Annotated in this window: 22 protein-coding genes; 4 read left to right on the forward strand and 18 right to left on the reverse strand. The window is 64.4% G+C overall.

What is annotated here, in order from left to right:
* Nucleotides 1-11: 11 nt before the first annotated feature.
* The 6 genes from AB5Y93_RS03180 to AB5Y93_RS03205 form a co-directional block, all read right to left on the reverse strand.
* Complete coding sequence (locus AB5Y93_RS03180; protein WP_005313020.1) at nucleotides 12-227, reverse strand: YdcH family protein; 216 nt, start codon at nucleotides 225-227, stop codon at nucleotides 12-14.
* A 276-nt stretch (nucleotides 228-503) separates the two neighbouring features.
* Nucleotides 504-1,094: a hypothetical protein gene (locus AB5Y93_RS03185; protein WP_039039859.1), complete on the reverse strand. Its 591-nt coding sequence runs from the start codon at nucleotides 1,092-1,094 to the stop codon at nucleotides 504-506.
* 11 nt (nucleotides 1,095-1,105) lie between these two features.
* Complete coding sequence (locus tag AB5Y93_RS03190) at nucleotides 1,106-2,452, reverse strand: MATE family efflux transporter (protein ID WP_010674075.1); 1,347 nt, start codon at nucleotides 2,450-2,452, stop codon at nucleotides 1,106-1,108.
* A 121-nt stretch (nucleotides 2,453-2,573) separates the two neighbouring features.
* Nucleotides 2,574-4,397: a SulP family inorganic anion transporter gene (locus AB5Y93_RS03195; RefSeq protein WP_368228790.1), complete on the reverse strand. Its 1,824-nt coding sequence runs from the start codon at nucleotides 4,395-4,397 to the stop codon at nucleotides 2,574-2,576.
* A gap of 70 nt (nucleotides 4,398-4,467) precedes the next feature.
* The gene (locus AB5Y93_RS03200; protein ID WP_368228791.1) at nucleotides 4,468-5,052 is read right to left on the reverse strand and encodes a nucleotidyltransferase family protein; all 585 of its coding nucleotides are present in this window, start codon (nucleotides 5,050-5,052) and stop codon (nucleotides 4,468-4,470) included.
* Nucleotides 5,042-5,299 (reverse strand): GNAT family N-acetyltransferase, encoded by a 258-nt coding sequence (locus AB5Y93_RS03205; protein ID WP_041215550.1) that lies wholly within the window; start codon nucleotides 5,297-5,299, stop codon nucleotides 5,042-5,044. Before AB5Y93_RS03205 ends, AB5Y93_RS03200 begins: the two co-directional genes overlap by 11 nt.
* Before the next feature lie 154 nt (nucleotides 5,300-5,453).
* On the opposite strand from AB5Y93_RS03205, the gene cysM reads away from it, so the two are divergent.
* Nucleotides 5,454-6,344 carry a cysteine synthase CysM gene (cysM, locus tag AB5Y93_RS03210; RefSeq protein ID WP_368228792.1) on the forward strand — a complete coding sequence of 297 codons (891 nt, stop codon included), beginning with the start codon at nucleotides 5,454-5,456 and terminating at the stop codon, nucleotides 6,342-6,344.
* Nucleotides 6,345-6,359: 15 nt separating this feature from the next.
* Here cysM and AB5Y93_RS03215 read toward each other — a convergent pair whose 3' ends face one another.
* Genes AB5Y93_RS03215 through AB5Y93_RS03230 form a run of 4 tightly spaced genes read right to left on the reverse strand, consistent with a single transcriptional unit; the run spans nucleotide 6,360 to nucleotide 10,107 of the window.
* Nucleotides 6,360-7,544 (reverse strand): iron-containing alcohol dehydrogenase, encoded by a 1,185-nt coding sequence (locus tag AB5Y93_RS03215; protein WP_368228793.1) that lies wholly within the window; start codon nucleotides 7,542-7,544, stop codon nucleotides 6,360-6,362.
* Between the two features lie 16 nt (nucleotides 7,545-7,560).
* Complete coding sequence (locus tag AB5Y93_RS03220; RefSeq protein ID WP_323888807.1) at nucleotides 7,561-8,088, reverse strand: hypothetical protein; 528 nt, start codon at nucleotides 8,086-8,088, stop codon at nucleotides 7,561-7,563.
* Nucleotides 8,078-8,668: a TetR/AcrR family transcriptional regulator gene (locus AB5Y93_RS03225; protein WP_368228794.1), complete on the reverse strand. Its 591-nt coding sequence runs from the start codon at nucleotides 8,666-8,668 to the stop codon at nucleotides 8,078-8,080. Before AB5Y93_RS03225 ends, AB5Y93_RS03220 begins: the two co-directional genes overlap by 11 nt.
* Before the next feature lie 8 nt (nucleotides 8,669-8,676).
* On the reverse strand, nucleotides 8,677-10,107 hold the full coding sequence (locus tag AB5Y93_RS03230; RefSeq protein WP_368228795.1) for a coniferyl aldehyde dehydrogenase: 1,431 nt from the start codon (nucleotides 10,105-10,107) through the stop codon (nucleotides 8,677-8,679).
* A 211-nt stretch (nucleotides 10,108-10,318) separates the two neighbouring features.
* On the opposite strand from AB5Y93_RS03230, the gene AB5Y93_RS03235 reads away from it, so the two are divergent.
* A complete protein-coding gene (locus AB5Y93_RS03235; RefSeq protein WP_010674084.1) occupies nucleotides 10,319-10,612 on the forward strand; it encodes a hypothetical protein in 294 nt (97 codons plus the stop codon).
* Between the two features lie 54 nt (nucleotides 10,613-10,666).
* Here AB5Y93_RS03235 and AB5Y93_RS03240 read toward each other — a convergent pair whose 3' ends face one another.
* From AB5Y93_RS03240 to AB5Y93_RS03275, 8 genes are all read right to left on the reverse strand, one after another.
* Nucleotides 10,667-11,116, reverse strand: a complete 450-nt coding sequence (locus tag AB5Y93_RS03240) for a C40 family peptidase (RefSeq protein ID WP_029314241.1) — start codon at nucleotides 11,114-11,116, stop codon at nucleotides 10,667-10,669.
* Between the two features lie 106 nt (nucleotides 11,117-11,222).
* Nucleotides 11,223-12,137 (reverse strand): hydrogen peroxide-inducible genes activator, encoded by a 915-nt coding sequence (locus AB5Y93_RS03245; protein WP_010674086.1) that lies wholly within the window; start codon nucleotides 12,135-12,137, stop codon nucleotides 11,223-11,225.
* A gap of 297 nt (nucleotides 12,138-12,434) precedes the next feature.
* Nucleotides 12,435-13,400 carry an alpha-L-glutamate ligase-like protein gene (locus tag AB5Y93_RS03250; protein WP_010674087.1) on the reverse strand — a complete coding sequence of 322 codons (966 nt, stop codon included), beginning with the start codon at nucleotides 13,398-13,400 and terminating at the stop codon, nucleotides 12,435-12,437.
* Between the two features lie 3 nt (nucleotides 13,401-13,403).
* The gene (locus tag AB5Y93_RS03255) at nucleotides 13,404-14,942 is read right to left on the reverse strand and encodes an inactive transglutaminase family protein (protein WP_010674088.1); all 1,539 of its coding nucleotides are present in this window, start codon (nucleotides 14,940-14,942) and stop codon (nucleotides 13,404-13,406) included.
* A gap of 3 nt (nucleotides 14,943-14,945) precedes the next feature.
* The gene (locus tag AB5Y93_RS03260) at nucleotides 14,946-15,704 is read right to left on the reverse strand and encodes an ATP-dependent zinc protease (protein WP_010674089.1); all 759 of its coding nucleotides are present in this window, start codon (nucleotides 15,702-15,704) and stop codon (nucleotides 14,946-14,948) included.
* A gap of 82 nt (nucleotides 15,705-15,786) precedes the next feature.
* Nucleotides 15,787-16,764, reverse strand: a complete 978-nt coding sequence (cmoB, locus tag AB5Y93_RS03265; RefSeq protein WP_368228796.1) for a tRNA 5-methoxyuridine(34)/uridine 5-oxyacetic acid(34) synthase CmoB — start codon at nucleotides 16,762-16,764, stop codon at nucleotides 15,787-15,789.
* Nucleotides 16,765-16,767: 3 nt separating this feature from the next.
* The gene (gene cmoA / locus AB5Y93_RS03270) at nucleotides 16,768-17,505 is read right to left on the reverse strand and encodes a carboxy-S-adenosyl-L-methionine synthase CmoA (protein ID WP_042017352.1); all 738 of its coding nucleotides are present in this window, start codon (nucleotides 17,503-17,505) and stop codon (nucleotides 16,768-16,770) included.
* A gap of 333 nt (nucleotides 17,506-17,838) precedes the next feature.
* A complete protein-coding gene (locus tag AB5Y93_RS03275; protein WP_010674092.1) occupies nucleotides 17,839-18,687 on the reverse strand; it encodes a DUF72 domain-containing protein in 849 nt (282 codons plus the stop codon).
* A 428-nt stretch (nucleotides 18,688-19,115) separates the two neighbouring features.
* On the opposite strand from AB5Y93_RS03275, the gene aspS reads away from it, so the two are divergent.
* Nucleotides 19,116-20,882: an aspartate--tRNA ligase gene (aspS, locus tag AB5Y93_RS03280; RefSeq protein WP_010674093.1), complete on the forward strand. Its 1,767-nt coding sequence runs from the start codon at nucleotides 19,116-19,118 to the stop codon at nucleotides 20,880-20,882.
* A 100-nt stretch (nucleotides 20,883-20,982) separates the two neighbouring features.
* Nucleotides 20,983-21,723 carry a YebC/PmpR family DNA-binding transcriptional regulator gene (locus tag AB5Y93_RS03285; RefSeq protein WP_010674094.1) on the forward strand — a complete coding sequence of 247 codons (741 nt, stop codon included), beginning with the start codon at nucleotides 20,983-20,985 and terminating at the stop codon, nucleotides 21,721-21,723.
* Nucleotides 21,724-22,047: the final 324 nt, after the last annotated feature.

The following is a 22,047-nucleotide window of genomic DNA, read 5'->3' on the forward strand; positions in this document are numbered from 1 at the left end:
CGTCGAGGCGTCTAGTGTGGATGTTGTTTGAGGATGTCGTATATCTCCTCTTTCAGTTTAAGTTTCTGTTTTTTCAGATCCTTCACCTCGGAGCTGTAGTCGCTGGCGTGGTGTTTCTCCAGCTTTCTGATCTCCGCATCCAGGTCGTTGTGCAAGTCAAACTTCTTCTGGAAATGGACATCACTGCTCTTCAGTTTCGAGATGAGATCTCTGTACTCCGGAAACATGTAATGAAGCCTCCTTGTTGTCGTTTGATTGTGCCTGCAAGACCAAAGTACCCCTTACTGCCGGGGAGAAACGTGATCCCGATCCAATTCGGGGCCACGGATTTGCTGCATGGGAAGGGCGATTTTTAACTGTTTGAATTACAAGATGATTGCCTGCTGACCCTGGGGCAGCAGAGGAAAGAAGCGGGATCCGCTTCACATTCGGGAGAGGGGGTCTGCAACGGGGCGGGCAACAGAAAGGGGCGCGAGGCCCCTGACTGGAAACGGGTGAGCCGTTTACTCTTTTTTCTTTTTCTTCTCGGGCAGGGGCTTGCCGTCTCTGGCAATCACCTTGCCTGCCTCGAAACCGATCTGCGCCGCCAGCTCTTCCAGATCCGGCGCCTTGGCTTCGTTGCCGATGGCGTACTGGTAGTTGGCGATGGAGATCTTCTCCGCCACCGGTGTGCCCGGCACGATGGGTTCGCGCCAGCCCTGACCGATGTGGGCCACCAGGGTGCCGTTCATGATGAGCTCGCCGACGATCTCCTGGGTGGGGATGCCCTTGCCGTAGGTGAGGCCCTGCGGGTGCTTCTTGCCGACCAGGGGCTCTTGGCTTGCGGGCATCAGCTTGGTGCGGATCAGCCACTTGGGCGATTTGGTCTTGCCCACCGCCTTGCCGGTCTGGTACTCGTTGATCTTGATGGTCTTGATCATCTGGGCCGTGAACTCCTTGGTCAGGGCCTTCTGGGCTTCGCTGGTCTCGTCGATGACGATGGGGGCCACATACCAGGTCTGGGGAGCCTGCGCCTTGGGGGTCGCCGGGGCGGTTTGCGCCATGGCGAGCGGGCTGAGCAGGATGGCCGTCAACAAGAGTCCGATTTTCTTCATGGTGATTCCGCTTATGTTTCGACAAGAATTTTGTTTTGCCAGCGACGACTGCGCCAGCGCCAGAACATGGCCAGACCGCGCACCCACTCGTCGCAGGCGAGGGCCAGCCAGATGCCTACCAGGCCATAGCCCTGCATGATACCAAGGAAATAGGCCAGGGGAACGGCAATGCCCCACATGGAGACGAGCGCCATGTAGAGCGGGAAACGGGCATCCCCGGTGGCGCGCAGGGCGTTGATCACCACCAGATTGAAGGTGCGACCGGGTTCGAGGATGAGGCTGATGAGGAAGAGCTGCGCCACCTGGGTGATGATGTCGGCGTCGTCGGTGAACAGGCTGATGATGGCGCGGCCGTTGAGGGCGGCGGCGATGGCGATGGCGGCGGTGACGATGAGGCCGAGTTTCAGGCTCTTCATCAGTTGGCGATAGGCTTGATCGAAGCGTCGGGCTCCCGCCAGGTGGCCGATGATGATCTCGTTGCCAAGGCCGATGGAGAGGCCGAACAGCAGGATGAACAGGCAGATCTGGAAGAAGTAGGACTGGGTCGCCAGCGCCTTGTCGCCGAGCAGGCCGACGAAGGCGGTCACCACCATGAACTGCAGCATCCAGGAGAGGTTCTCCCCCGCCGCCGGCAGACCGATGTGCAGTACCTTGTCCAGCATGGCGCGGCTTGGGCGGACGATCTCGGGCAGACGCAGCCGGATGCCGGTCTTGCGCGCCACCAGCCACACCAGCAGCACCACCCCGACGATGCGCCCCGCCACCGTGCTGATGGCGACCCCGGCGACCCCGAGCTGGGGCAGGCCGAACCAGCCGTAGAGCAGCAGCAGGTTGCCGACGAAGGTGATGAGGTTGACGATGAGGGTCACGTACATGGCCTGGCGGGTGTGGCCGTGGGCACGCAGGGTGGCGGCCAGGCAGAGGGCCGCCGCCTCCGGCAGCAGGCAAAGCCCGATGATCTGCAGGTAGAGGCTGCCGTCGCTCATCAGGTGGGCAGGCAGGTTCATCAGCGCCAGCATGGTGCCGGCCCCCGCCATGACGCCGACCGCGGCCACCAGTCCCACCAGCAGGTTGAAGCCGATGGCGGTGTGGATGACGACGCGGGCTTTTTCCTTGTCTCCCGCCCCCAGATACTGGGTGATCACCACGCTGGTGCCGATGCTGACGAAGCTGAACAGGGTAATGGCGAGATCGAAGACCTGGTTGCCCACCGCGAGGGCCGCCACCCCCTGATAGGAGACGTGGCCCACCATGAAGGTGTTGAGGGCCCCGGTCAGAAAGTGAAGGGCCAGATCGATGAACAGTGGCCAGGTCAGGGCGAAGAGGGAGCCCGGGCCCGCGTGGGATTGAGTCTGCATGGGATATCCAGGTGCTGGCGATGGCCCTCGTCAGGGCCAACTGGAGGGGCATTTAACACCAAGCGGGGGCGGGGTGCAATCCTGGTCGCAGGAGGAGGGGCCTGCGACCGGGGGATGTGTCTCAGACCGGCGTGGCGCCAGCCTCCTGCTCGCTGGGGCGGGTGAGGCGCGCCGAGTCGGGCAGGTCGTCATCGTGCGGCCAGCGGGTGAGCAGGGCATCCGTGGTGCTCTCCCCCCCCTCGTCGTCCCGGAACACTGGTTCCCGGTAGCAGCGGGTCATGCGCAAGGCCTGGTACATGTCGGGGCAGAGGATGATGCCATCCTCGCCGACCCGGATCCCCGCCTGTTTGAACCACTGGCTCATCTGGCCGTGCCGACCGGCCATCACCATGTGGATGCCGCGCCGCTTGAGCTCCTTGTGCAGCTCTCCCACCATGCTCATCACGCTGATGTCCTGATGGGTGAAGCAGGCCACCGCATCCACCACCAGGCACCTGGGATTGTGGGGATCCTGCACCAGCAGTGCCAGCACCCGCCGCTTGAAGTAGGGGGCGTTGAAGTAGGTGAGCGGGGAGTTGAAGCGGTAGACCAGGATGCCGGGAATCGCCTTGGCCTGCTCGTTGTCTCCCAGGGTGCGCACCACGCCCTCGTCGTCCATGCCGAGCAGCTGGTCGGTGGGGCGCATCACGTTGCGCAGGAACTGGAACAGCCCCAGCAGGACTGCGAGGGTGATGCCCGGAATGACCCCCATGGTCAGCACGCTGACAAAGGTCACCAGGGCGAGCCAGAAGGCGGCGCGATCCGAGTCACGCAGGGCCCAGAGGCCGCGAAAATCCGTGAGCGACAGGGAGGCCATCACCAGCACCACGCCGAGGGCGGCGGTGGGGATGTATTGCAGCGGCGCCGTCAGGTAGAAGGTGACCAGGGCGATGACGGCGGCGGCGATGATGGAGACCAGTTGGCTCTTGCCGCCGTTGGCGTCGTTGACCGCGGTGCGCGAATCCGCCCCGCTGATGGCAAACCCCTGGGAGGCGGCGGCGGCCAGGTTCGCCATGCCCAGCGCCCTAAACTCCTTGTCCGCATCAATCTCGTAGCCGTTCTTGGCGGCAAAGCTGCGGGCGGTGAGCATCATGGAGACGAAGCTCACCATGGCGAGGTTGAGGGCGGGCAGCACCAGCTCACGGATAAGCCCGGGGGGAAAGTCCGGCATCTGGAAGGCGGGCAGCCCCGAGCCGATGGTCCCCAGTGTGGCGATGTCGACGCGGCCGAGATTGAACAGCCACACCAGGGCCGCCGTCACCACCATGGCCACCATGGAGGAGGGCCAGGCCGGTCTGTAGCGCTTGGCCAGCAGCAGGGTGAGCAGAGCGGTCAGGCTCATGGCCAGGGTGGGCAGATGGGTCTGGGTAATGTAGTTGGTGCCGTTCAGGATCCGCTCTATCAGGTAGCGCTCGCTGAAGGTGAAGCCGAAGATCTTGGAGAGCTGGCCCACCATGATGGTGATGGCCACCCCGTTGAGCAGCCCCATCAGGATGGGGCGGGAGAGAAAGTCTGCCAGCACCCCCAGCTTGAAGCGGCTGGCGATGAGGCACCAGAAGCCGGTCATGGCGGTCATGGTCATCACCAGTTGCCAGTGACGGGTGGGATCCCCGGCGGCGAGCGGCGTTACCACGGCGGCGATCACCGCGCAGGTGGCGGCATCCGGACCGACGATGAGCTGACGGGAGGTGCCAAAGAGGGCGTACACCACCATGGGCAGAATGCAGGAGTAGAGGCCGACGATGGCGCCCACCCCGGCGAGCTCCGAATAGGCGATGGCCACGGGCAGGGCCACGGCCGCGACCGAGAGGCCAGCGCGAAGATCCGGCATCAGCCAGGCCCGCTGGTATTGCAGCAAGGCGGCGAGCCCCGGCAGCCAGCGCTCGAGAGAGAAGAAGTCGCGCATTATTTAACCCATTGAGTTACAAACATCTTTTTCTTAGTGTGCCCAAGGTTGTCGATCCTTTGCAATCCGCTCATGGCCAGTTCACCACAAGGTCAGGCCAGATGCGTTGCCACTCCTTGGCCCTGACCCGTTCGCTAAAGATACGGCTCTCCTGGCGACAGTGCGGATTGGGGCTCACCACCAGGGACCAGTTGGGGGCAAAGCCGTAGGGGGCCAGCCACTCGAACGCATCATCTGCCAACAGGCGGACCCCGATGCAGGTGGGTATCTCCACCCAGTGGCTGAGGGCCGAGAGCGAGCTGGCAAAAGGAGGCACCTGCTGGCGCAGATGCATGCGGGCCTGGTTGCGCACCTCCCACAACTGGCCCGGCAGCCTGGCGGCGAGCCAGGCTTCGTGATCGGCCTCCTTCAATCCAGTCGGATCAGCGCTGTCCAGATAGATAAGGTCGATGTCGTTGAGCGGGGTGGGCTCGGCCTTGTCATGGAGGTGATCCCAGATGAGGTTGCGCACAAACCCCGCCCCCAGGGCCCAGTCGGGCAGGGCCAGCTCCCGCGCAGCCCGGAGGCAATCCATGCGCGGGTGATCAGCCCGCAGCAGTGCCTCGGTGCAGGCTCGCAGGTGCGCCTCCCGCAGCGCCCCGGCGTCAACCTGCATTGCGGCGCAACCAGACGTCGATGTAGCTGCAGCTCGGCACTATGGTGAGCCCCTCAGAGAGGGTCCAGTCGTAGAAGCGGCGGGCCAGCTTGTCGGCAATCCCCTGTCCGCGCAGCTCGGGGGGAACCTGGGTGCTGTAGGCGTCCACCGTGGTGGCGTCCAGTCGGCGATAGGCAAGGCGGGAGATCTTGCCGTCCACGGTGCAGACAAACTGCTGCTGATCGGCCTGGTGAAGGATGTCGCTCATCGGGGGTCCTCTCTGGGTGAATGGGAAGATCAGAACATGGCGGACAGGGTTTGCCAACGCCATTCTTTGCGCCCATGTCGGGCTCGCTTACACTGGCCGGCCTGCGAATGGTCGCAAGGCAAGGTATAGAACATTGAGAGAGGATGGATCCGTCATGGCCTTCGCCACCCTGGACGAGCTGATAGGCAACACCCCGCTGCTGGCGCTGCGCCGCATCAATCCGCATCCCGGCGTCACCTTGCTGGTGAAGTTGGAGGGCAACAACCCCGCCGGCTCCGTCAAGGACAGGGCGGCGCTGAACCTCATCAGGCAGGCAGAGGCGAGTGGTCACTTAGCGCCAGGAGCCCGGCTCATCGAGGCCACCTCCGGCAATACCGGCATCGCGCTGGCCATGGTGGCGGCGTCCCGGGGTTACCGGATGCGACTCATCATGCCGAGCAACATGAGCCAGGAGCGGCGCGACGCCATGCAGGCCTACGGCGCCGAGCTGGTGCTGGTGGAAGAGGGCATGGAAGCGGCGCGAGACCTCGCCCTGGCCATGCAGGCGCGGGGGGAGGGGCTGGTGCTCGATCAGTTCAACAACCCCGCCAACCCGGATGCCCACTACCGCTCCACCGGCCCCGAGATCTGGCGCCAGAGCGGCGGGGCGGTCACTCACTTCGTCTCGGCCATGGGCACCACGGGCACCATCATGGGGGTCTCCCGCTACCTCAAGGAGCAGAACCCGGCGGTGGCGGTGATCGGCCTGCAACCGGCCGAGGGGAGCCAGATCCCCGGCATTCGCCGCTGGCCCGATGCCTACCGGCCCGCCATCTTCGAGCCTGCGCGGGTCGATGGGGTGCTGGATGTGACACTGGAAGAGTCCCTCGTCATGATGCGCCGCCTGGCGCGGGAGGAGGGGATCTGCTGCGGTGTCAGCTCGGGTGGCGCGGTGGCTGGGGCCTTGCGGGTGGCGGCGGAGATCGGGCAGGGGGTGGTGGTGGCGATCATCTGCGATCGGGGGGATCGCTATCTCTCCACCGGGGTCTTCACCCCCGATGTCTGACGGGCAAGGGGCCCGTTACTCCCAGGCCCGCTCCAGCAGGGCCAGCAACTGTTCCCTGTCCGCATCCTTGCGGTTGTAGAGCAGGGCGCCGTCGTTGATGGCGAGATCCCGGATCCCGGGCAGCAGCGCCTTGTCGGTGAGGCCCGCCTCCCGCAGGGTGCGGGGCAGCTTGACCGTCTGCCACAGGGTATCGCGCAGTGCCTGCAACGCCTCGATGGTGGCCTGGGGTCTCCCCTCGGCCGGGGTAGCGGCAAAGTGCTCCGGCCCCACCAGGGGCAGTAGCAGGCGGGCGAGCTCTGGGTCGATGCCGGGCCGGTTGTAGTCGAGCACGGTGGGCAGGAAGAGGTTCATGCAGAGGCCATGGGGCAGGTGGCAGTGCGCCCCCAGACTGTGGCCGAGGGCGTGCACCAGCCCCACCATGGAGTTGGAGAACGCCATGCCCGCCAGGGTGGAGCCCTCTGCCAGTTGCAGCCGCAGGCCCTTGTCCGTCGGGTGGGTCAGCACCCTGGGCAGGGCGGTGGCAATCTTCTCCACCGCCATCAGGGCCAGGGCGTCACTGACCGGGTTCTTGCCGTTGCCGATGAAGGCCTCGATGGCGTGGGTCATGGCATCCATGGCGGTGGCAGCGGTGATGGGCAGCGGCAGCCCCAGGGTGAGGCGGGGATCCAGCACCGCCAGCCGGGGCAGCAGGAAGGGGGAGGTGAAGGGCACCTTGCGCCCGCTCCCTTCGTCCTTGATCACCGCCACCAGGGTCACTTCGGAGCCGGTCCCCGCCGTGGTGGGGACCACCGCCAGGGGGTTGAGGGGACGGGTCAGGCAATCCGCTCCGGCATAGTCGAGCAGCCGCTCGCCCTCCAGAGTCGCCAGTATGTTCACCGCCTTGGCGGTGTCGATGACGGAGCCGCCGCCAAGGGCGAGCAGGCTGTCACAGCCCAGCTCCCGGTAGTGGCGGGCGATCCGCTCCACCACGGCGGTGGAGGAGTCTGCCGGGATCTCGTCCCAGATGGCGGCGACCGGCAAGGCCCCTTCGGCCATCACATCGGCCAGCAGGGTGGCGAGCCCGCTGCCGCTGACCCCCTTGTCGGTGAGCAGCAGCGGGCGGCCAGCTCCCAATCCCCTCAAGGCATCCGGCAACTGTTCCAGTGCCTGCTCCCCCGCCATCAGCTTGACCGGGCAGAAAAAATCGTAATAACGGCTCATCCCGTTCTCCTCGTGTTCAACCGGTCAGCAGACCCAGATAGATGTGGCAGGCCCGCGCGAGCTTGCGATGCGGGTCCGGGTAGTGGCGAAGCAGGGGCCGCGCGATGAAGGCGGGCAGGATCAGGCTCTGCAACTGCTCAAGCGCTCGCACCAGGTGCATGGCCGCGTCGAGATCCCCCTCCACCAGCAGCCGGTTTTCGCAAAAGGCCTGGTTGATGCCGAGGCGAAAGCTGAGGGCGCGAAAGGCGACGGCGGGGTGCTTGAAGCGCACCCGCAGGAGGTGGTGGCTGTCATGGGCACAGGTCGAGTGCGCCCTGCCAGCCTCCTCACCGCAGTGCCAGCGCCCCGCGAACTTGTAGAGACTCAGCCCCCGGGTCATGCCGTTTACCTCCAGCCTGATGGTGAGGCCGTCCGGCAGGGGGGCAAGCTCGCGGCGCACCGCCTCGTCGACCCGGGCGGCGCGGCACAGAGTGCGGCCGATGATCCAGAGCAGGCTGCCAATCCAGAGGCGTCTGCCGGTGGCAAGCAGGGCGTCAGGGCGCATGGGAACCTCCGCTGATGGCGGACCAGAAGAGGGTGAAGGCGCTCTCCTGCCAGTGGGGGTCTTCTCCCAGTTCAGGCTGATCGACAAAGAGGGAGGCGCAGGCCAGAAACTGGCCCTGGCACACCTCCAGCATCAAGGCAGGCGGGGCCGACATCAGCTCGCCGCTGGCCTGGCCCCGGGCGAGCAGGCTCGGCAGAAAATGCAGGGTCTCCGCCAGGATCTGGCTGCGCAGGGGGCGGGCCAGCAGGGGGGAGTGGAAAAAGCCCAGCACGAACCTGAGCTCACGGGGGTGGGCCTGCATCCAGCCCATGGTCTGGTGCCAGTAGTGGCGGGCCTGCGCCTGGAGCGGCAGGGCGGCATCGGCCTCGGTGATGGCGGCGCCAAGGCGTGTCTTGATCTCCTGGTAGAGGCTCTGGATCAGCACCTCCTTGCTGGGAAAGTGATGAAACAGGGTGCCATTGGCCACCCCGGCCGCCTTGGCGATGCGGGCGGTGGCGGCGCCCTGCAGGCCATCCTCCGCGCACAGGGCCAGGGCGGCATCCAGGATCTGGCGGCGTTTGTCGGTCATGGTTTCTCGCATCTCGCCTCCTAGCGCAGGAACAGGGCCATCATCAGCCGCTGGTACCAGCGCCGATAGGGGGGGTGAATGAGGGAGCCTGTGCTGAAGCGTCCGCGGCGCAGCACGGTCTTGGCCTTGGAGAAGGTGAGAAACCCCTCGCGGCCGTGATAGTGGCCCATGCCGGAGGGACCGATGCCGCCGAAGGGGGCATCGTCCGCCGCCACCTGGAACAGACTCTCGTTGATGGCCATGCCCCCGGCGTGGGTCTCCCGGATTAGGCGGCGCTGCAGCGTCTCGTCCAGGCTCATCAGATAGAGCGCCAGGGGGCGGGGCCGGACCGCCACATAGGCCAGGGCTTCCTCGATGTCGTCATAGGGCACCAGGGGCAGCAGGGGGCCGAAGATCTCCTGCTGCATCACCTGGCAGTGGCCGGGCACCTCGGTCAGCAGGTGGGGCACCAGTTTACGGGTGGCGTCATCCCGGGCGGGCGTGACGCAGGGGTGGAGCTGGGCGCCGGCCTGCCTCGCCTCCTCCAGCCAAGCGGTGAGCCGCTCGTACTGGGGGGTGTTGATGATGGCGCCATAATCCGGGCTCTCGAGCCCTTTGGGGTAGAGGCGGCGAAAATGGGCCTGATAGGCCTCGATGAAGGCCTGCTCCTGCCCCCTCGGCAGCAGCACGTAGTCGGGGGCCACGCAGATCTGGCCGGCGTTGAGGCTCTTGCCGAAGATCATTCGCTCCACCGCCAGGGCCAGGGGCATGTCGGGGGCGATGAGACAGGGGCTCTTGCCGCCGAGCTCCAGGGTGAGGGGGGTGAGCTGGGGGGCGGCCGCGGCCATCACCAGCCGACCCACCGCCGTGGAGCCAGTGAAGATGAGATGGTCGAAGGGGAGGGCGCTGAAGGCGGCCGCGATCCCCGCATCCCCCTCGATGACCACCACCTCGTCACTGCCGAGGGCCTCATCGAGCAGGGTGCGCAGCACGGCGTTGGTGTGAGGGGTGAACTCGGAGAGCTTGATCATGGCGCGGTTGCCGGCGGCGAGGGCGCCGATGAGGGGCCCGAGGCTCAGCATCACCGGGAAATTCCAGGGCACCATGATGCCGACCACGCCGAGGGGCTGATAGTGCACCTCGACCCTGGCGGGGGCCAGCAGCAGGCCGGAATGACGGCGCTCCGGTTTCATCCACCCCTTGAGCCGTTTCTGGGTGTAGTTGATCTGCATGACGCAAGGGAGCACATCGGCGATCAGGCTGTCGTAGTCGCTGCGCTGGCCGTAGTCCCGGGCCAGGGCCTGACACAGTGCCTGCTTGTGGCGCAACAGCCCCTGCTTGAGGGCATCAAGTCTGGCACGGCGGGACGCCAGATCCGGCATGGGGGTGGCCTGGCTGGCCTGCCTGAGCCGATGCAGTTGTTCGGGGAGGGAGAACTTGTCCGGTGAGGCGGGGGTGACGGTGGTGTCCATGGCATGCTCCGCACGAAAAGTGACCGACTGATTAGTCGGTCAAATCTAGCGATTCGTTGCCGACTTGTAAACCGGGCGAGGGCAGAGGGTGGCTGCCAGTGGGCAGCGTTGCCCGGAACTGTGTCCGGGCTCCCATTTTTGAGGCATCCGGATTGGTCTTCTATCTAATAAGGGGTAATTGTGGGTCACCAACTCGGAGGGAGAACCGCACATGACCAGGGAATTGCATAGCCTGCTGGCCCGGCTGGATGACGTGATCGCGCGCATGCCGGACAGTTTCAATACCTATGAGTTTGCCCAGAAGCTGGCGCTGCAACATCAGCAGGAGTATTTCGCCGCGGGCCACTCCCTGGCGGGCCAGGAGAAGAACCTGCTGCGCCTGCTCCACGAGAAGATTGCCCTGGCGCTGGCGAGCCATGAGGGCGTCATCGAGGGGGCCCTGCTGCCCTGCATGACCCCCTGGGGAGAGCGCGCCACCTCGCCCCGCTGGCACCGCAAGCACTGACCCGGCAACAACATGAAAAGGCCCCTCGGGGCCTTTTCATGTTGGGGATCGCACCTACTGGACCAGCCTGCGGGCCTGCCAGTAGCGGCTGTTCCAGTAGACGTTGTCGAGGCGCGAGCGGATCACGCCCTTGCTGGTGGAGGCGTGGATGAACTCACCTGCCCCGGTGTAGACCCCGACGTGGTACTGCTGCCAGCCGGTCTTGAAGAAGACCAGGTCCCCGTGCTGGAGACGGTATCTGTCCACCGGGCGGCCGAGGCTCGCCTGGGATTCCGTGGTGCGGGGCAGGGTGAAGCCCAGCACCTGGCTGTAGGCGAGCTGGGTGAAGGCGGAGCAGTCGAGACCGGCGCGGCTGGTACCGCCCATGCGATAGGGCACGCCGCGCCACTGCTGATAGAAGTTGTCGAATGCGCCGCTCTGGCGCACGGGAGGGGGAGGCTCCGGCGTGCTGGAGCAGGCGGCGAGAAGCAGGGCCAGCAGGGGCAGCAGCAAGGTGCGAAACATCTCAACTCCTTGATAGGGCACGGGGTTCATCATAGACGATGATCCTGCCTGGAACCTGAATGACAACGGCATTGACGAGTGGCCGCCTGTGGGGGCAGCCACTGGATCACCCCGCCGGTTTGGGGGTAATGAGCGGCGTCAGCAGCTCGGCAATCTTGTAGAAGGTCTGCACCCGCGTGGTGCTGGGGCGCCACACCAGGCCTATCTCCCGATAGGGTTTCTCCCCGGGCAGGGGGATGGCCACCAGGTCCGTGTTGTCGAGGATGCCCGCATCTATGGCCATCTGGGGCAGGAAGGTGGTGCCAAGACCGGCCCCCACCATCTGCACCAGGGTGTGCAGGCTGGTGGCGGCGAACGGGTTGATCTTGCTCTTGTCCCGCAGCCGACAGGCGCTCACCGCGTGCTCCGTCAGGCAGTGCTCCCGCTCCAGCAGGAAGATGCTCTGGTTGGGCAGCTCCTTGTAGTCGAACGGCATGTGCAGGCCCGCAGCCATGTGGGAGGGCATCACCATGTGGAAGGGATCCTGGCCGACGGTCTTGCTGTGGAAGCCGCCGATCTCCACCGGCAGCGCCAGGATCAGCAGATCGAGCTGCCCCTGCTCCAGCTGCTTGAGCAGATTGGTGGTGGTGTCTTCCCGCAGCAGCAGCTCCAGATCCGGATAGGCCTTGCCGCACACCTGCAGCAGCTTGCTCAGCAGGAAGGGGGCGATGGTGGGGATGCAGCCCAGGCGCACCGTGCCGTGCATGACGCCCCCCTGCTGCTGCCCCAGCTCCATCAGATCCCGGGCGTCGGAGAGCAGGTTGCGCGCCCGCGCCACGATTTCCATGCCGACCGGCGTCATGATGAAGCTCTTGTGATCCCGCTCTACCAGTTGCAGGTTCATCATGTCCTCCAGGGTCTGGATCCCGGTACTCAGGGTCGACTGGCTGACATGGCAGGCCTTGGCGGCGCGGTTGAAATTCTTGTGCTCGTCCAGAGCGACCAGATACTGGAGCTGCTTCAGGCTGGGCCAACGTTGCATAGGAGAAACCCGATCGATGCTATCTATTTGATTTGATTAATCTACCATCGAGAAGCCCCGTTGTCGCCGACAAATCGGTGCCCCCTGGCAGGCGCACTGCCTCACGCACATGGGGTGGCCTGCTCCGATGGGCTGGCCACCCCTCATTGGTCAGGAGCTTATCCCCTTGTGCCGCGCCATTGAAGGGGCGCCGCCATGGGATGTGACGGGGATCGGCCTTCGGGCGGGGCGCCCTGCGCGCAGGAGCGGCCATAAAAAAACGCGCCGGTGGGCGCGTTTTTGCAGAAGGGGGGCGGACTATTCGTCGAAGATACCGAAGTGATCCTTGGCGAAGTTGACCCGCTGCTCCACGTTCATCTTGACCTGACCCAGCTTCTCGATGGTCTTGAGGTTGGGCACCAGGCCGCGACCGTTGGCGATCTGGATGGCAAGGCCCGGACGGGCGTTGAGCTCCAGCAGCATGGGGCCGCGGAACTTGTCCAGCACCATGTCGGTCCCGATATAGCCCAGACCCGACATCTCGTAGCAGGAGGCCGCCAGGTTGAGCAGGGTGTCCCAGTGGGGCACCTTCAGATCGTAGAGATCCAGGCCGGTGTCCGGGTGGTGGCGCAGCGGGTTGCCAAACTGCACCGCCCGCAGGGCGCGGCCGGTGCGCAGGCACAGGCCCACCCCCACGGCGCCCTGGTGCAGGTTCGCCTTGCCATCGGAAGCCGAGGTGGAGAGGCGCATCATGGCCATCACCGGGAACCCCTTGAAGATGATCACCCGGGCATCGGGGACCCCTTCGAAGGAGTAGCCGTCGAACACGTCGTCGAAGTTGATGAGCCCTTCTACCAGCGCCACGTCGGGCTTGCCGCCGAGGGAATAGAGCCCTGCCAGGATGTTGGAGACATGGCGCTCCAGATCCTGGCCGTTGGCGGCGCTGCCGTTGGGCTTGTAGAAGAGGCCGTCCTCCTGGCGCAGGATCACCAGGATCCCCTTGCCGCCGGAGCCGCGGGCCGGCTTGATGCAGAAGCCCGGCCAGTCCTTCACCAGCGCGGTGATGCGAGTCACGTCGTGCTGCTCGCGGATGGTGCCGATGAGTTCAGGCACCGTCACCCCCGCATCCAGCGCGATGCGCTTGGTCTTGAGCTTGTCATCCACCAGCGGATAGAGGCGGCGCGGGTTGTAGCGGCTGATGTAGGAGTGGTTGCGCTTGTTCATGCCGAGGATGCCTGCCTGGGACAGGCTCCACGGACTGGTGTATTTCTGCCAGAACCACATCTGTTACTTGTCCTTACCCGGGGTGGCACCAGACTTCATCTCGTCCACCAGCGGCTTGAAGCGCTTGAGCTCGCTCAGCTTGTAGCCGGTGTAGTTACCCATCAACAGCACGGTCGCCATCAGCACCAGCTGCAGGCCGAGGAAGTTGAAGGTGAGGTGACGAATGAGCTCGTTGTCCATGGCCAGGTAGGCGATGACCGCCACCAGCAGGGAGCCGCCGCCCTGGCGGAACACCTCTTTGGGACCCTCTTCTTCCCACAGGATGGACATGCGCTCGATGGTCCAGGAGAGGATGATCATCGGGAAGAAGGTGATCTTCATGCCGTCGGTCAGCCCCAGCTTGAAGGCGAACGCCGAGAAGATGCCGATCATCGAGATCACCATGATGATGATCGCCGATATTCGGGCGACCAGCAGCAGGTTGAGCCTTGAGAGGTAGGAGCGGATCACCAGGCCGGTGCCGACGATCAGCAGGAAGCCGATGAGGCCGGTGACCAGCGAGGTCTGGATGAAGGCGACCGCGATCAGCACCGGCATGAAGGTGCCGGAGGTCTTGATCCCCACGATGACCCGCAGGAACACCACCATCAGCACGCCGATGGGGATGAGCAGCAGACCCTTGAACAGGGCTTGCTCTTCCAGGGGCAGGCTGTGGATGGAGAAGTTCATCATCTCGGATTTTTCGAACTTCTGGGCCAGGGCCACGTTGACCGGTTGCTCCTGCTCGATCATCGAGAAGGTGACGCGGGAGTTGTGACCGCCGGTGACGTCCAGGAGGGCGCCGGAGTTGTACTCCCACAGCAGCAGGTTGGCCGGTTGACCCTGTTCACCGCTTTGCGGGTTGAACAGCTTGTAGTCGGTCGGGCTGTTGAAGACCTGCAGGTAATCCACCAGCTCCTGACGGCGGCGGCCATCTTCCAGACTGAGGGCGTGAACCACCCGGGCCGGGACGTCCGCGTTGTTGAGCAGCTCGGCAATCAGATTGGCGCGGCTCTTGTGGGACTTGAGCAGCTCGGCGTTCTGTTCCTGCTTCTCGATCTCCTTGATGATCTCGCGGGTCAGGGTGTAGCCGTCGGCGGAGCGCTCCTGGGCGCGCTCCAGGATCTGCTTCATGGCCGTGGCGTAGGGCTCGCTCTCGATCTGCTTCTCGATGGCGGGCGGCTGCGGGTTGGCGGCGGGCTTGGCATGGGCATCGGCCATCATGTCGACCCGGTAGTAGAGCTCCTGACGGCCGGAGGCGGTGCGGATGGACCACTCGGCGCGGGCATCCCCGTCTTTTTCCACGAACGACAGGCCATAGCCCGGGCTCGCGGCGTTCTCGTTCATCAGGGTGAAGCCGGGCTGGGTGCCCGGAATGGCCAGGGAGGCGATGACCGGCTCGCCGGTGGCCTCGAATTCGAGCTTGGCTTCGATGGACCAGATCTGGCGCTTTTCACCCGGCGTGAGCGGGACGTCCAGCGCGATGTGATGATAGAAGGTCATCCCCAGGCCGACGATGTAGAGCAGGGCGACCAGCAGATAGAACGGCTTACGGGAAACCATGGATTATTTCACATCCTTGAGCTTGGGTTTGGGTTGGATATATTCGCGGGCCACGTCGACCACGGCGATGTCTTTGAGGAATTCACGGCCCAGCAGCACGGGGAAGGTCATGTCGCTGCGGTCCTTCAGGGTAAATTCGGCCTTCTCGGTCATGTCGCCGATGCGCACGGCAAGGCGGACCACGGGGCGACGGTCGAGATCGTCGGCGGAAGCCTGACGGACCCGCACGTGACGCACCAGGGGCGCTTCAATCTGGATCTTGTCGTCCATCTCCTGGTGGCTCAGGAAGAAGCGCACCCAGTTCTTGCCGTTGCGCTCGAAGATGGTGATCTCCTGGGCGCTGATGGAGGAGGTGGTGGCGCCGGTGTCGACCCGGGCCTGGAAGGCGTCGTTGGCGGCGTCAACCCAGATCCACTCCGCTTCACCCACCAGCAGCTTGCCATCGACGGTGTGGCCCTGGCTCGGTGCCGGGCACTTCTCGGTGGGAATGGGCATGGCCTTGGGCGGCTCGGGAGGCAGGGTAGCCAGCTTGCTGTCGACTTTCTTCACGGACTCTTTCATGTTGGTGACATCGGTGTTGAGCTGAACCAGCAGGTGCTGTTGCTGCACATACTGCTTCTGTTGCTGTTCCATGGATGTTTGCAGACGTTGCTCGCTCAACGAGATCTCGTTGCGCAGCTCGGCCAGCGTCAGGGTCGGGGCCGGGGGGGCTTTTTCCATACTGACACACCCGCCGAGACTGAGCAGGGAGAGCAGGGTCATTCCTTTTAATTTGCTTTTCATGTCATTCATTTAACTGTGCTTCCTGGAATTGGGTCAGTGTAACTTCCACAGCCGCCATCGGCTAGTCTTTGGCCTTTCTGGCGATCAGTACGGCACGTTTGGGTGCCGGGTATCCTTCGACCGTGAGTGCAGGATTGTGTGGATCCAGATAGTCACTCAGGGACTCGTTAATCATCCAGTCGGTACGACGCTGTTCGTCGGTGCTGGTCATATTCTCGTCGACGATGCGCACATCGGTGAACCCGCAGCGCTCGACCCAGCGTGTGAGGGCCGCGCTCGAGGGGAGGAACCAGACGTTGCGCATCTTGCCGTAGCGATCGGAGGGCATCAGCACCTGGTTTTCGTCGCCGTCCACCACCAGGGTCTCGAGCACCAGCTCCCCATCGTCTTTGAGCTGGTTGCGCAATTGCTCGATGTGCTCGATGGGGGACTTGCGATGATAGAGCACCCCCATGGAGAAGACGGTGTCAAAGGCCCGCAGCGCCGGCAGCTCCTGGATACCGAGGGGCAGCAGGTGGGCGCGCTGGTCGTTGTCCATGAAGTGGCGAATGGCTTCGAACTGGCAGAGGAACAGCGGGCTCGGGTCGATGCCGACCGCCAGTTTCGCCCCTTCCCCCACCATGCGCCAGAGGTGGTAGCCGCTGCCGCAGCCCACGTCCAGCACGTAGCGGCCCAGGAGCGGGCTGATGTGGGGCAACACCCGATCCCACTTCCAGTCGGAGCGCCACTCGGTGTCGATGTGGATGCCGTGCACATGGAAGGGGCCCTTGCGCCAGGGCATGAGCTGGCGCAGCAGGCTCTCGGTCTTCTTGCGCTCACCCTCTCCCAGGCTATCGGGGCCGCCGATGGCGACCCGCTCTTTGAGCTCGATCCGGCCGGGGGCCACGACGGGCAGCTTGGCGAGGGCGCGGTTCCAGCGCGGCAGATCCCCGTGCAGGTTGTCGTGCTGCCAGGCGTGCAGCTGGGCGGGCAGGGTGTGCAGCCAGTGGCTCAACCTGTTCTTGGCGATCAGTTGATAAAAATGGGCGAAATCGATCATGGCTTAGTTGGTGTCGCTGGCTTTGATGGCAATCATGGAGCCGAAGTTGAAGCACTGGAACCAGAGGTCCAGGTGGGTGAAGCCGGCGTCCCGCAGGCGCGCCTGATGGACCGCCAGGGTGTCGGTGCGCATCACGTTCTCAAGGGCGGTGCGCTTCTGGCTGATTTCCAGCTCGCTGTAGCCGTTGGCCCGCTTGAAGTCGAGGTGCAAGTCGATGAGCAGCTCGTTGACCTGCTCGTCATCGAAGCGGAACTTCTCGCTCAGGATGAGGATGCCGCCGGGCCGCAGGCCGTCAAAGATGCGCGCGATGAGGGCGGCCCGCTTCTCGGGGGCGACGAACTGCAGGGTGAAGTTGAGCACCACCACGGAGGCGTTCTCGATGGGGATGTCGCAGATGTCCGCCTCGATGAGTTCCACCGGCACCTCGGACTTGAAGCCCGAGAGGTGGGCGCGGGCCCGCTCGATCATGGGGTGGGAGAGATCCACCGCCGTGATCTGGCAGCCGGGCTGGGTGACGTGGCGGCGCATGGCCTGGGTCGCGGCGCCGAGGGAGCAGCCGAGATCGTAGAGGCGGCTCTGGGGCTGGGCGTAGCGGGCGGCCATCATGCCGATGGCGGAGATGATGTTGCTGTAACCGGGCACCGAGCGCTGGATCATGTCGGGGAAGACGTCGACGACCTGCTCGTCAAAGCAGAAGTCTCCCAGACGGGCGATGGGGGCGGCAAAAATCTGATCGTGCATGCTGACGCAACCTGACAGCCGGTGTGGTGGGCGGCTGTTTTATTCAATTGAATCTTGGGTGGACGGGCATCGAAATGGCGTCGTCACCGGTTGACGAACGGGGTGGCTTGCTCCGGGATCCTTCGGGCTGCCCCTGTTCGCAACGGGCCATGGTCCGGGCCCTCAGGGTGCCGGGCTGGGGTGGGCAACGCATTGCCATGCACCCAGGCCCGGGACCTTACTTGGGGCGCTAGTGTAGAGGAAAGGCGGGCGTTTGTCTTGACGCCAACCCCGGTGGGACCACAAAAAAAGCGGCTTTTTTTGGGGACGGAGAAGGGGCGGGGAGGGGGCCGCTCAAAAGGGCAGCACCCCCTGGCGGGCGCGATCGTTTTCTCCCGGCCAGGGGGCCATCTCCTGGCCGAGCAGGCGGCTGATCTGCCGTGCGAGTTCGGGGGCCCGGGCATTGTCGGCGGTGTGAACAAAGAGGTAGAGATCCTTGCCCTCCTGAAGCCATTGTTTCCAATGTGGCAACCATGGTGGCAAAAATGGGTGATTGTCCTCGATTTGAGGCAAACCAATCAGGCGCACCACCGGGGCACCCCCCGTGGCCAGCAGATGGACCGGCAACCTGGGTTTCTTGCCCTGGGCATCGATCATGGCGGCCGTGGTGGCGGGCACCGAGAAGAGCGGGCGGCTGTCGAGCATGATGCGATTGATGCCCCGCGCCATCAGCATCCGGTTGAGGGCCCGTTCCGCCTCCCCCTTGGCGAAGAAATCGGGGTGGCGCACCTCGAGGGCATAGGTGAAATCCTGGGGCAGCCGCGCGAAGAAGGCATCCAGACGGGCCAGCCCCTCTGGCCCGAAGCGGGCGGGCAGTTGCAGCTTGAGCAGCCCCAGCTTGTCATGCAGGGGGGCCAGCAGGCGGATGAAGGCCGTCACCTGTTTGTCCGCGCTCACCAGATCGCTCTGGTGGCTGATCTCCTTGGGAAACTTGAAGCTGAAGCGAAAGTGGTCGGGGACCGCATCGGCCCAGCGCTGCACCGTCTCCGGGGTCGGCGAGGCGTAGAAGGTGGTGTTGCCCTCCACGGAGTTGAACACCCTGGCATAGTCGGCGAGGTGCTCGGCGGGCCTGGCATTCATCCCCAGCAACTGGCCGGGCCAGGCCGGGTGTGACCACTGGGGCAGGCCCAAATAGAGGCTCATGATGGTTCCTGTCGGCAGGTTGGCGCACTTTTGCCCTCCTTTTTGCGCCAGAACAACAAAAAACAGGGTAAAGGGGGCTGCGGGCCATTTTACCCAAATGGAGGTTTTCCTCTATAATGCCAACCCTTTTGTTTGCCACATTGTCGTAATGCGCGCGACCGAGCCCCCGGGTGACGATGATCGCGGCCCGGCAGTGGCCAGACAACGACGCCAGCCGATACCCCGGCGCCCACTCGTCATCCCGGTCGGGATCGGGGGCATGCCTGGGGCGGCGGCAAGAATCCGGCTCGGGGAGCCGGATGACCCGAGACAGATTTCAAACCGGGCAAGAAGCAGGATCTGGCCAGCTGTGAGACAGACGGTGCTTGCCAGTCGTGCCCGGCGACCCAGGATGAACCGTCTCTCTACCATTTCGAAGGAAGAAGTCCATGCGCTCTATCTATTGCGGACAGGTCAATGAGGCCCATGCCGGGCAGACCATTACATTGTGCGGTTGGGTCCATCGTCGTCGTGATCTCGGCGGCCTCATCTTTATCGACATGCGCGACCGCGAGGGCATCGTGCAGGTGTTCTTCGATCCGGACAAGCCGGACGCCTTTGCCCTGGCCTCCGAGCTGCGCGGCGAGTTCTGCATCCAGGTGACCGGCGTGGTGCGTACCCGCCCCGACTCCCAGCGCAACAGCGACATGGCCACCGGTGCCATCGAGGTGTTCGCCCACGAGCTGACCATCATCAACCGTGCCGAGCCGCTGCCCCTTGACTTCAACCAGGTCAACAGCGAAGAGGTGAGCCTCAAGTACCGCTACCTGGACCTGCGTCGTCCCGAGATGGCCAAGTACCTGAAGACCCGTGCCAAGGCCAGTGCCTTCGTGCGCCGCTTCATGGACGAGCACGGCTTCCTCGACATCGAGACCCCGATGCTGACCAAGGCGACCCCGGAAGGGGCCCGTGATTACCTGGTGCCGAGCCGCGTGCACAAGGGCAAGTTCTACGCCCTGCCGCAGTCCCCCCAGCTGTTCAAGCAGTTGCTGATGATGTCCGGCTTCGACCGCTACTACCAGATCGTCAAGTGCTTCCGCGACGAAGACCTGCGTGCCGACCGCCAGCCGGAATTCACCCAGATCGACGTGGAGACCTCCTTCATGACCGCGCCCCAGGTGCGTGAAATCATGGAAGAGATGATCCGCAAGCTCTGGCTGCACATCCTGAACGTGGACCTGGGTGACTTCCCCATCATGACCTTCGACGAAGCCATGCGCCGCTTCGGCTCCGACAAGCCGGACCTGCGTCTGCCCATGGAGCTGGTCGATGTGGCAGATCTCTTGACCGAGGTGGAGTTCGCCGTGTTCGCCGGCCCCGCCAAGGATCCGAAAGGCCGTGTGGCGGCCCTGAAGGTACCGGGCGGTGCCGAGCTCTCTCGCAAGCAGATCGACGAGTACACCAAGTTCGTCGGCATCTACGGTGCCAAGGGCCTGGCCTGGATGAAGGTCAACGACGCCGGGAGCGGCCTCGAAGGGGTGCAGTCCCCGGTGGCCAAGTTCCTCTCTGACGCCATCGTGCGCGAGATCCTGGCCCGCACCGGCGCGATGGATGGCGACATCATCTTCTTCGGCGCCGACTCCAAGAAAGTGGTGTGCGATGCCATGGGCGCCCTGCGCCTGAAGGTGGGCCGCGATCTGGGCCTGGTGGAGAACGTCTGGAAGCCCCTGTGGGTCATCGACTTCCCCATGTTCGAAGAAGATGGCGAAGGCGGCCTGGCGGCCATGCACCACCCCTTCACCGCCCCGAGCAACCTGGGCCCGGCCGAGCTGAAAGCGAACCCGGTGGGCGCTTACGCCAACGCCTACGACATGGTGATCAACGGCTACGAAGTGGGTGGCGGCTCTGTGCGTATCCACAATAGCGAGATGCAGTCCACCGTGTTCGACATCCTGGGGATCACCCCGGACGAGCAGCGCCTGAAGTTCGGCTTCCTGCTGGATGCCCTGAAATACGGCACCCCGCCCCACGCCGGCCTGGCCTTCGGTCTGGACCGCCTCAGCATGCTGCTGACCGGCACCGACAACATCCGGGATGTCATCGCCTTCCCGAAAACCACGGCGGCCGCCTGTCTGATGACAGACGCCCCGAGCTTTGCCAACCCGGCCCAACTGGGCGAGCTGGCGATTGCGACCACCGTCAAGGGTGACGAATAAGCCGTTATCGGCAACAAAGGCCGCAGCGATGCGGCCTTTCCCGTTTCCCCCTGGGCGCAACCAGTGTTACTGAAATTTCCAACTATAACGGAGAGTCCCTATGGCAGGTCACAGTAAATGGGCCAACATCAAACACCGCAAGGCGGCGCAAGACGCCAAGCGCGGCAAGATCTTCACCAAGCTGATCCGCGAAATCACCACCTCCGCGCGTCTGGGTGATGCCGATCCTGCCAACAACCCCCGCCTGCGTGCGGCGGTGGCGGCAGCCCTGACCAGCAACATGACCCGCGACACCATCAACCGCGCCATCGCCCGTGGGGCCGGCGGCGGTGACGGCGAGCAGCTCGAGACCATCGTGTACGAAGGGTACGGCCCGGCCGGTTCCGCCGTCATGGTGGAGTGCCTGACCGACAACCGCAACCGTACCGTGGCCGAAGTGCGTCACGCCTTCAGCAAGTGCGGCGGCAACCTGGGGACCGACGGCTCCGTGGCCTATCTGTTCACCAAGAAGGGGGTGCTGACCTTCGTGGGCGCCGATGAAGACGCTCTGATGGACGCCGCGCTGGAAGCCGGTGCCGACGACGTGGTGACCGAAGAAGATGGCACCATCGAGGTCTACACCACCCCGAACGACTTCGGCACCGTGCTGGACGGTCTGGAAGCTGCCGGCTTCAAGCCCGAGAGCGCCGAAGTGACCATGATCCCCTCCACCGAGGCGGAACTGGATGCCGAGACCGCGCCCAAGCTGATGCGCCTCATCGACATGCTGGAAGATCTGGACGACGTGCAGGAGGTGTACCACAACGGCTCCATCTCCGACGAGATCGCCGCGACCCTGTGATCCCCCAGGGCAAAGGGGAGGGCGACCACAACCGTCCTCTCCTCCATCTCCGACGAGATCGCCGCGACCCTGTGATCCCCCAGGGCAAGGGGAGGGCGACCACAACGGTCCTCTTCCCCGGCTCCGACGAGATTGCCGCGACCCTGTAATTGCCTCTCGCGACCCTGTTCAGGTTCGCGAACACACAGGTGCGACACCTTGTTCACCTTCGCAAAAACGGCAGCCCGGGCTGCCGTTTTTTTATGTGCCAGACCGCGCACCTCCCCTTGTGGTTCGATTTCCTCTCTTAATGTTCGCTTAAGTTTGCCGTCCTAGGATGACCCC

The sequence above is a fragment of the Aeromonas sp. R10-1 genome, from assembly GCF_040908465.1.
GTDB lineage: Bacteria > Pseudomonadota > Gammaproteobacteria > Enterobacterales > Aeromonadaceae > Aeromonas > Aeromonas caviae.

Coding starts and splice junctions, on each gene's coding strand:
- AB5Y93_RS03275 (WP_010674092.1), bottom strand. CDS start 18,687: ATGAGCCTCTATTTGGGCCTGCCCCAGTGGTCACACCCGGCCTGGCCC.
- cysM (WP_368228792.1), top strand. CDS start 5,454: ATGGCCTTCGCCACCCTGGACGAGCTGATAGGCAACACCCCGCTGCTG.
- AB5Y93_RS03260 (WP_010674089.1), bottom strand. CDS start 15,704: ATGACCCTGCTCTCCCTGCTCAGTCTCGGCGGGTGTGTCAGTATGGAA.
- AB5Y93_RS03235 (WP_010674084.1), top strand. CDS start 10,319: ATGACCAGGGAATTGCATAGCCTGCTGGCCCGGCTGGATGACGTGATC.
- AB5Y93_RS03220 (WP_323888807.1), bottom strand. CDS start 8,088: ATGCGCCCTGACGCCCTGCTTGCCACCGGCAGACGCCTCTGGATTGGC.
- AB5Y93_RS03255 (WP_010674088.1), bottom strand. CDS start 14,942: ATGGTTTCCCGTAAGCCGTTCTATCTGCTGGTCGCCCTGCTCTACATC.
- cmoB (WP_368228796.1), bottom strand. CDS start 16,764: ATGATCGATTTCGCCCATTTTTATCAACTGATCGCCAAGAACAGGTTG.
- AB5Y93_RS03195 (WP_368228790.1), bottom strand. CDS start 4,397: ATGCGCGACTTCTTCTCTCTCGAGCGCTGGCTGCCGGGGCTCGCCGCC.
- AB5Y93_RS03180 (WP_005313020.1), bottom strand. CDS start 227: ATGTTTCCGGAGTACAGAGATCTCATCTCGAAACTGAAGAGCAGTGAT.
- AB5Y93_RS03215 (WP_368228793.1), bottom strand. CDS start 7,544: ATGAGCCGTTATTACGATTTTTTCTGCCCGGTCAAGCTGATGGCGGGG.
- AB5Y93_RS03205 (WP_041215550.1), bottom strand. CDS start 5,299: ATGAGCGACATCCTTCACCAGGCCGATCAGCAGCAGTTTGTCTGCACC.
- AB5Y93_RS03245 (WP_010674086.1), bottom strand. CDS start 12,137: ATGCAACGTTGGCCCAGCCTGAAGCAGCTCCAGTATCTGGTCGCTCTG.
- AB5Y93_RS03190 (WP_010674075.1), bottom strand. CDS start 2,452: ATGCAGACTCAATCCCACGCGGGCCCGGGCTCCCTCTTCGCCCTGACC.
- AB5Y93_RS03230 (WP_368228795.1), bottom strand. CDS start 10,107: ATGGACACCACCGTCACCCCCGCCTCACCGGACAAGTTCTCCCTCCCC.
- AB5Y93_RS03250 (WP_010674087.1), bottom strand. CDS start 13,400: ATGTGGTTCTGGCAGAAATACACCAGTCCGTGGAGCCTGTCCCAGGCA.
- AB5Y93_RS03200 (WP_368228791.1), bottom strand. CDS start 5,052: ATGCAGGTTGACGCCGGGGCGCTGCGGGAGGCGCACCTGCGAGCCTGC.
- AB5Y93_RS03185 (WP_039039859.1), bottom strand. CDS start 1,094: ATGAAGAAAATCGGACTCTTGTTGACGGCCATCCTGCTCAGCCCGCTC.
- AB5Y93_RS03240 (WP_029314241.1), bottom strand. CDS start 11,116: ATGTTTCGCACCTTGCTGCTGCCCCTGCTGGCCCTGCTTCTCGCCGCC.
- cmoA (WP_042017352.1), bottom strand. CDS start 17,505: ATGCACGATCAGATTTTTGCCGCCCCCATCGCCCGTCTGGGAGACTTC.
- AB5Y93_RS03225 (WP_368228794.1), bottom strand. CDS start 8,668: ATGCGAGAAACCATGACCGACAAACGCCGCCAGATCCTGGATGCCGCC.
- aspS (WP_010674093.1), top strand. CDS start 19,116: ATGCGCTCTATCTATTGCGGACAGGTCAATGAGGCCCATGCCGGGCAG.
- AB5Y93_RS03285 (WP_010674094.1), top strand. CDS start 20,983: ATGGCAGGTCACAGTAAATGGGCCAACATCAAACACCGCAAGGCGGCG.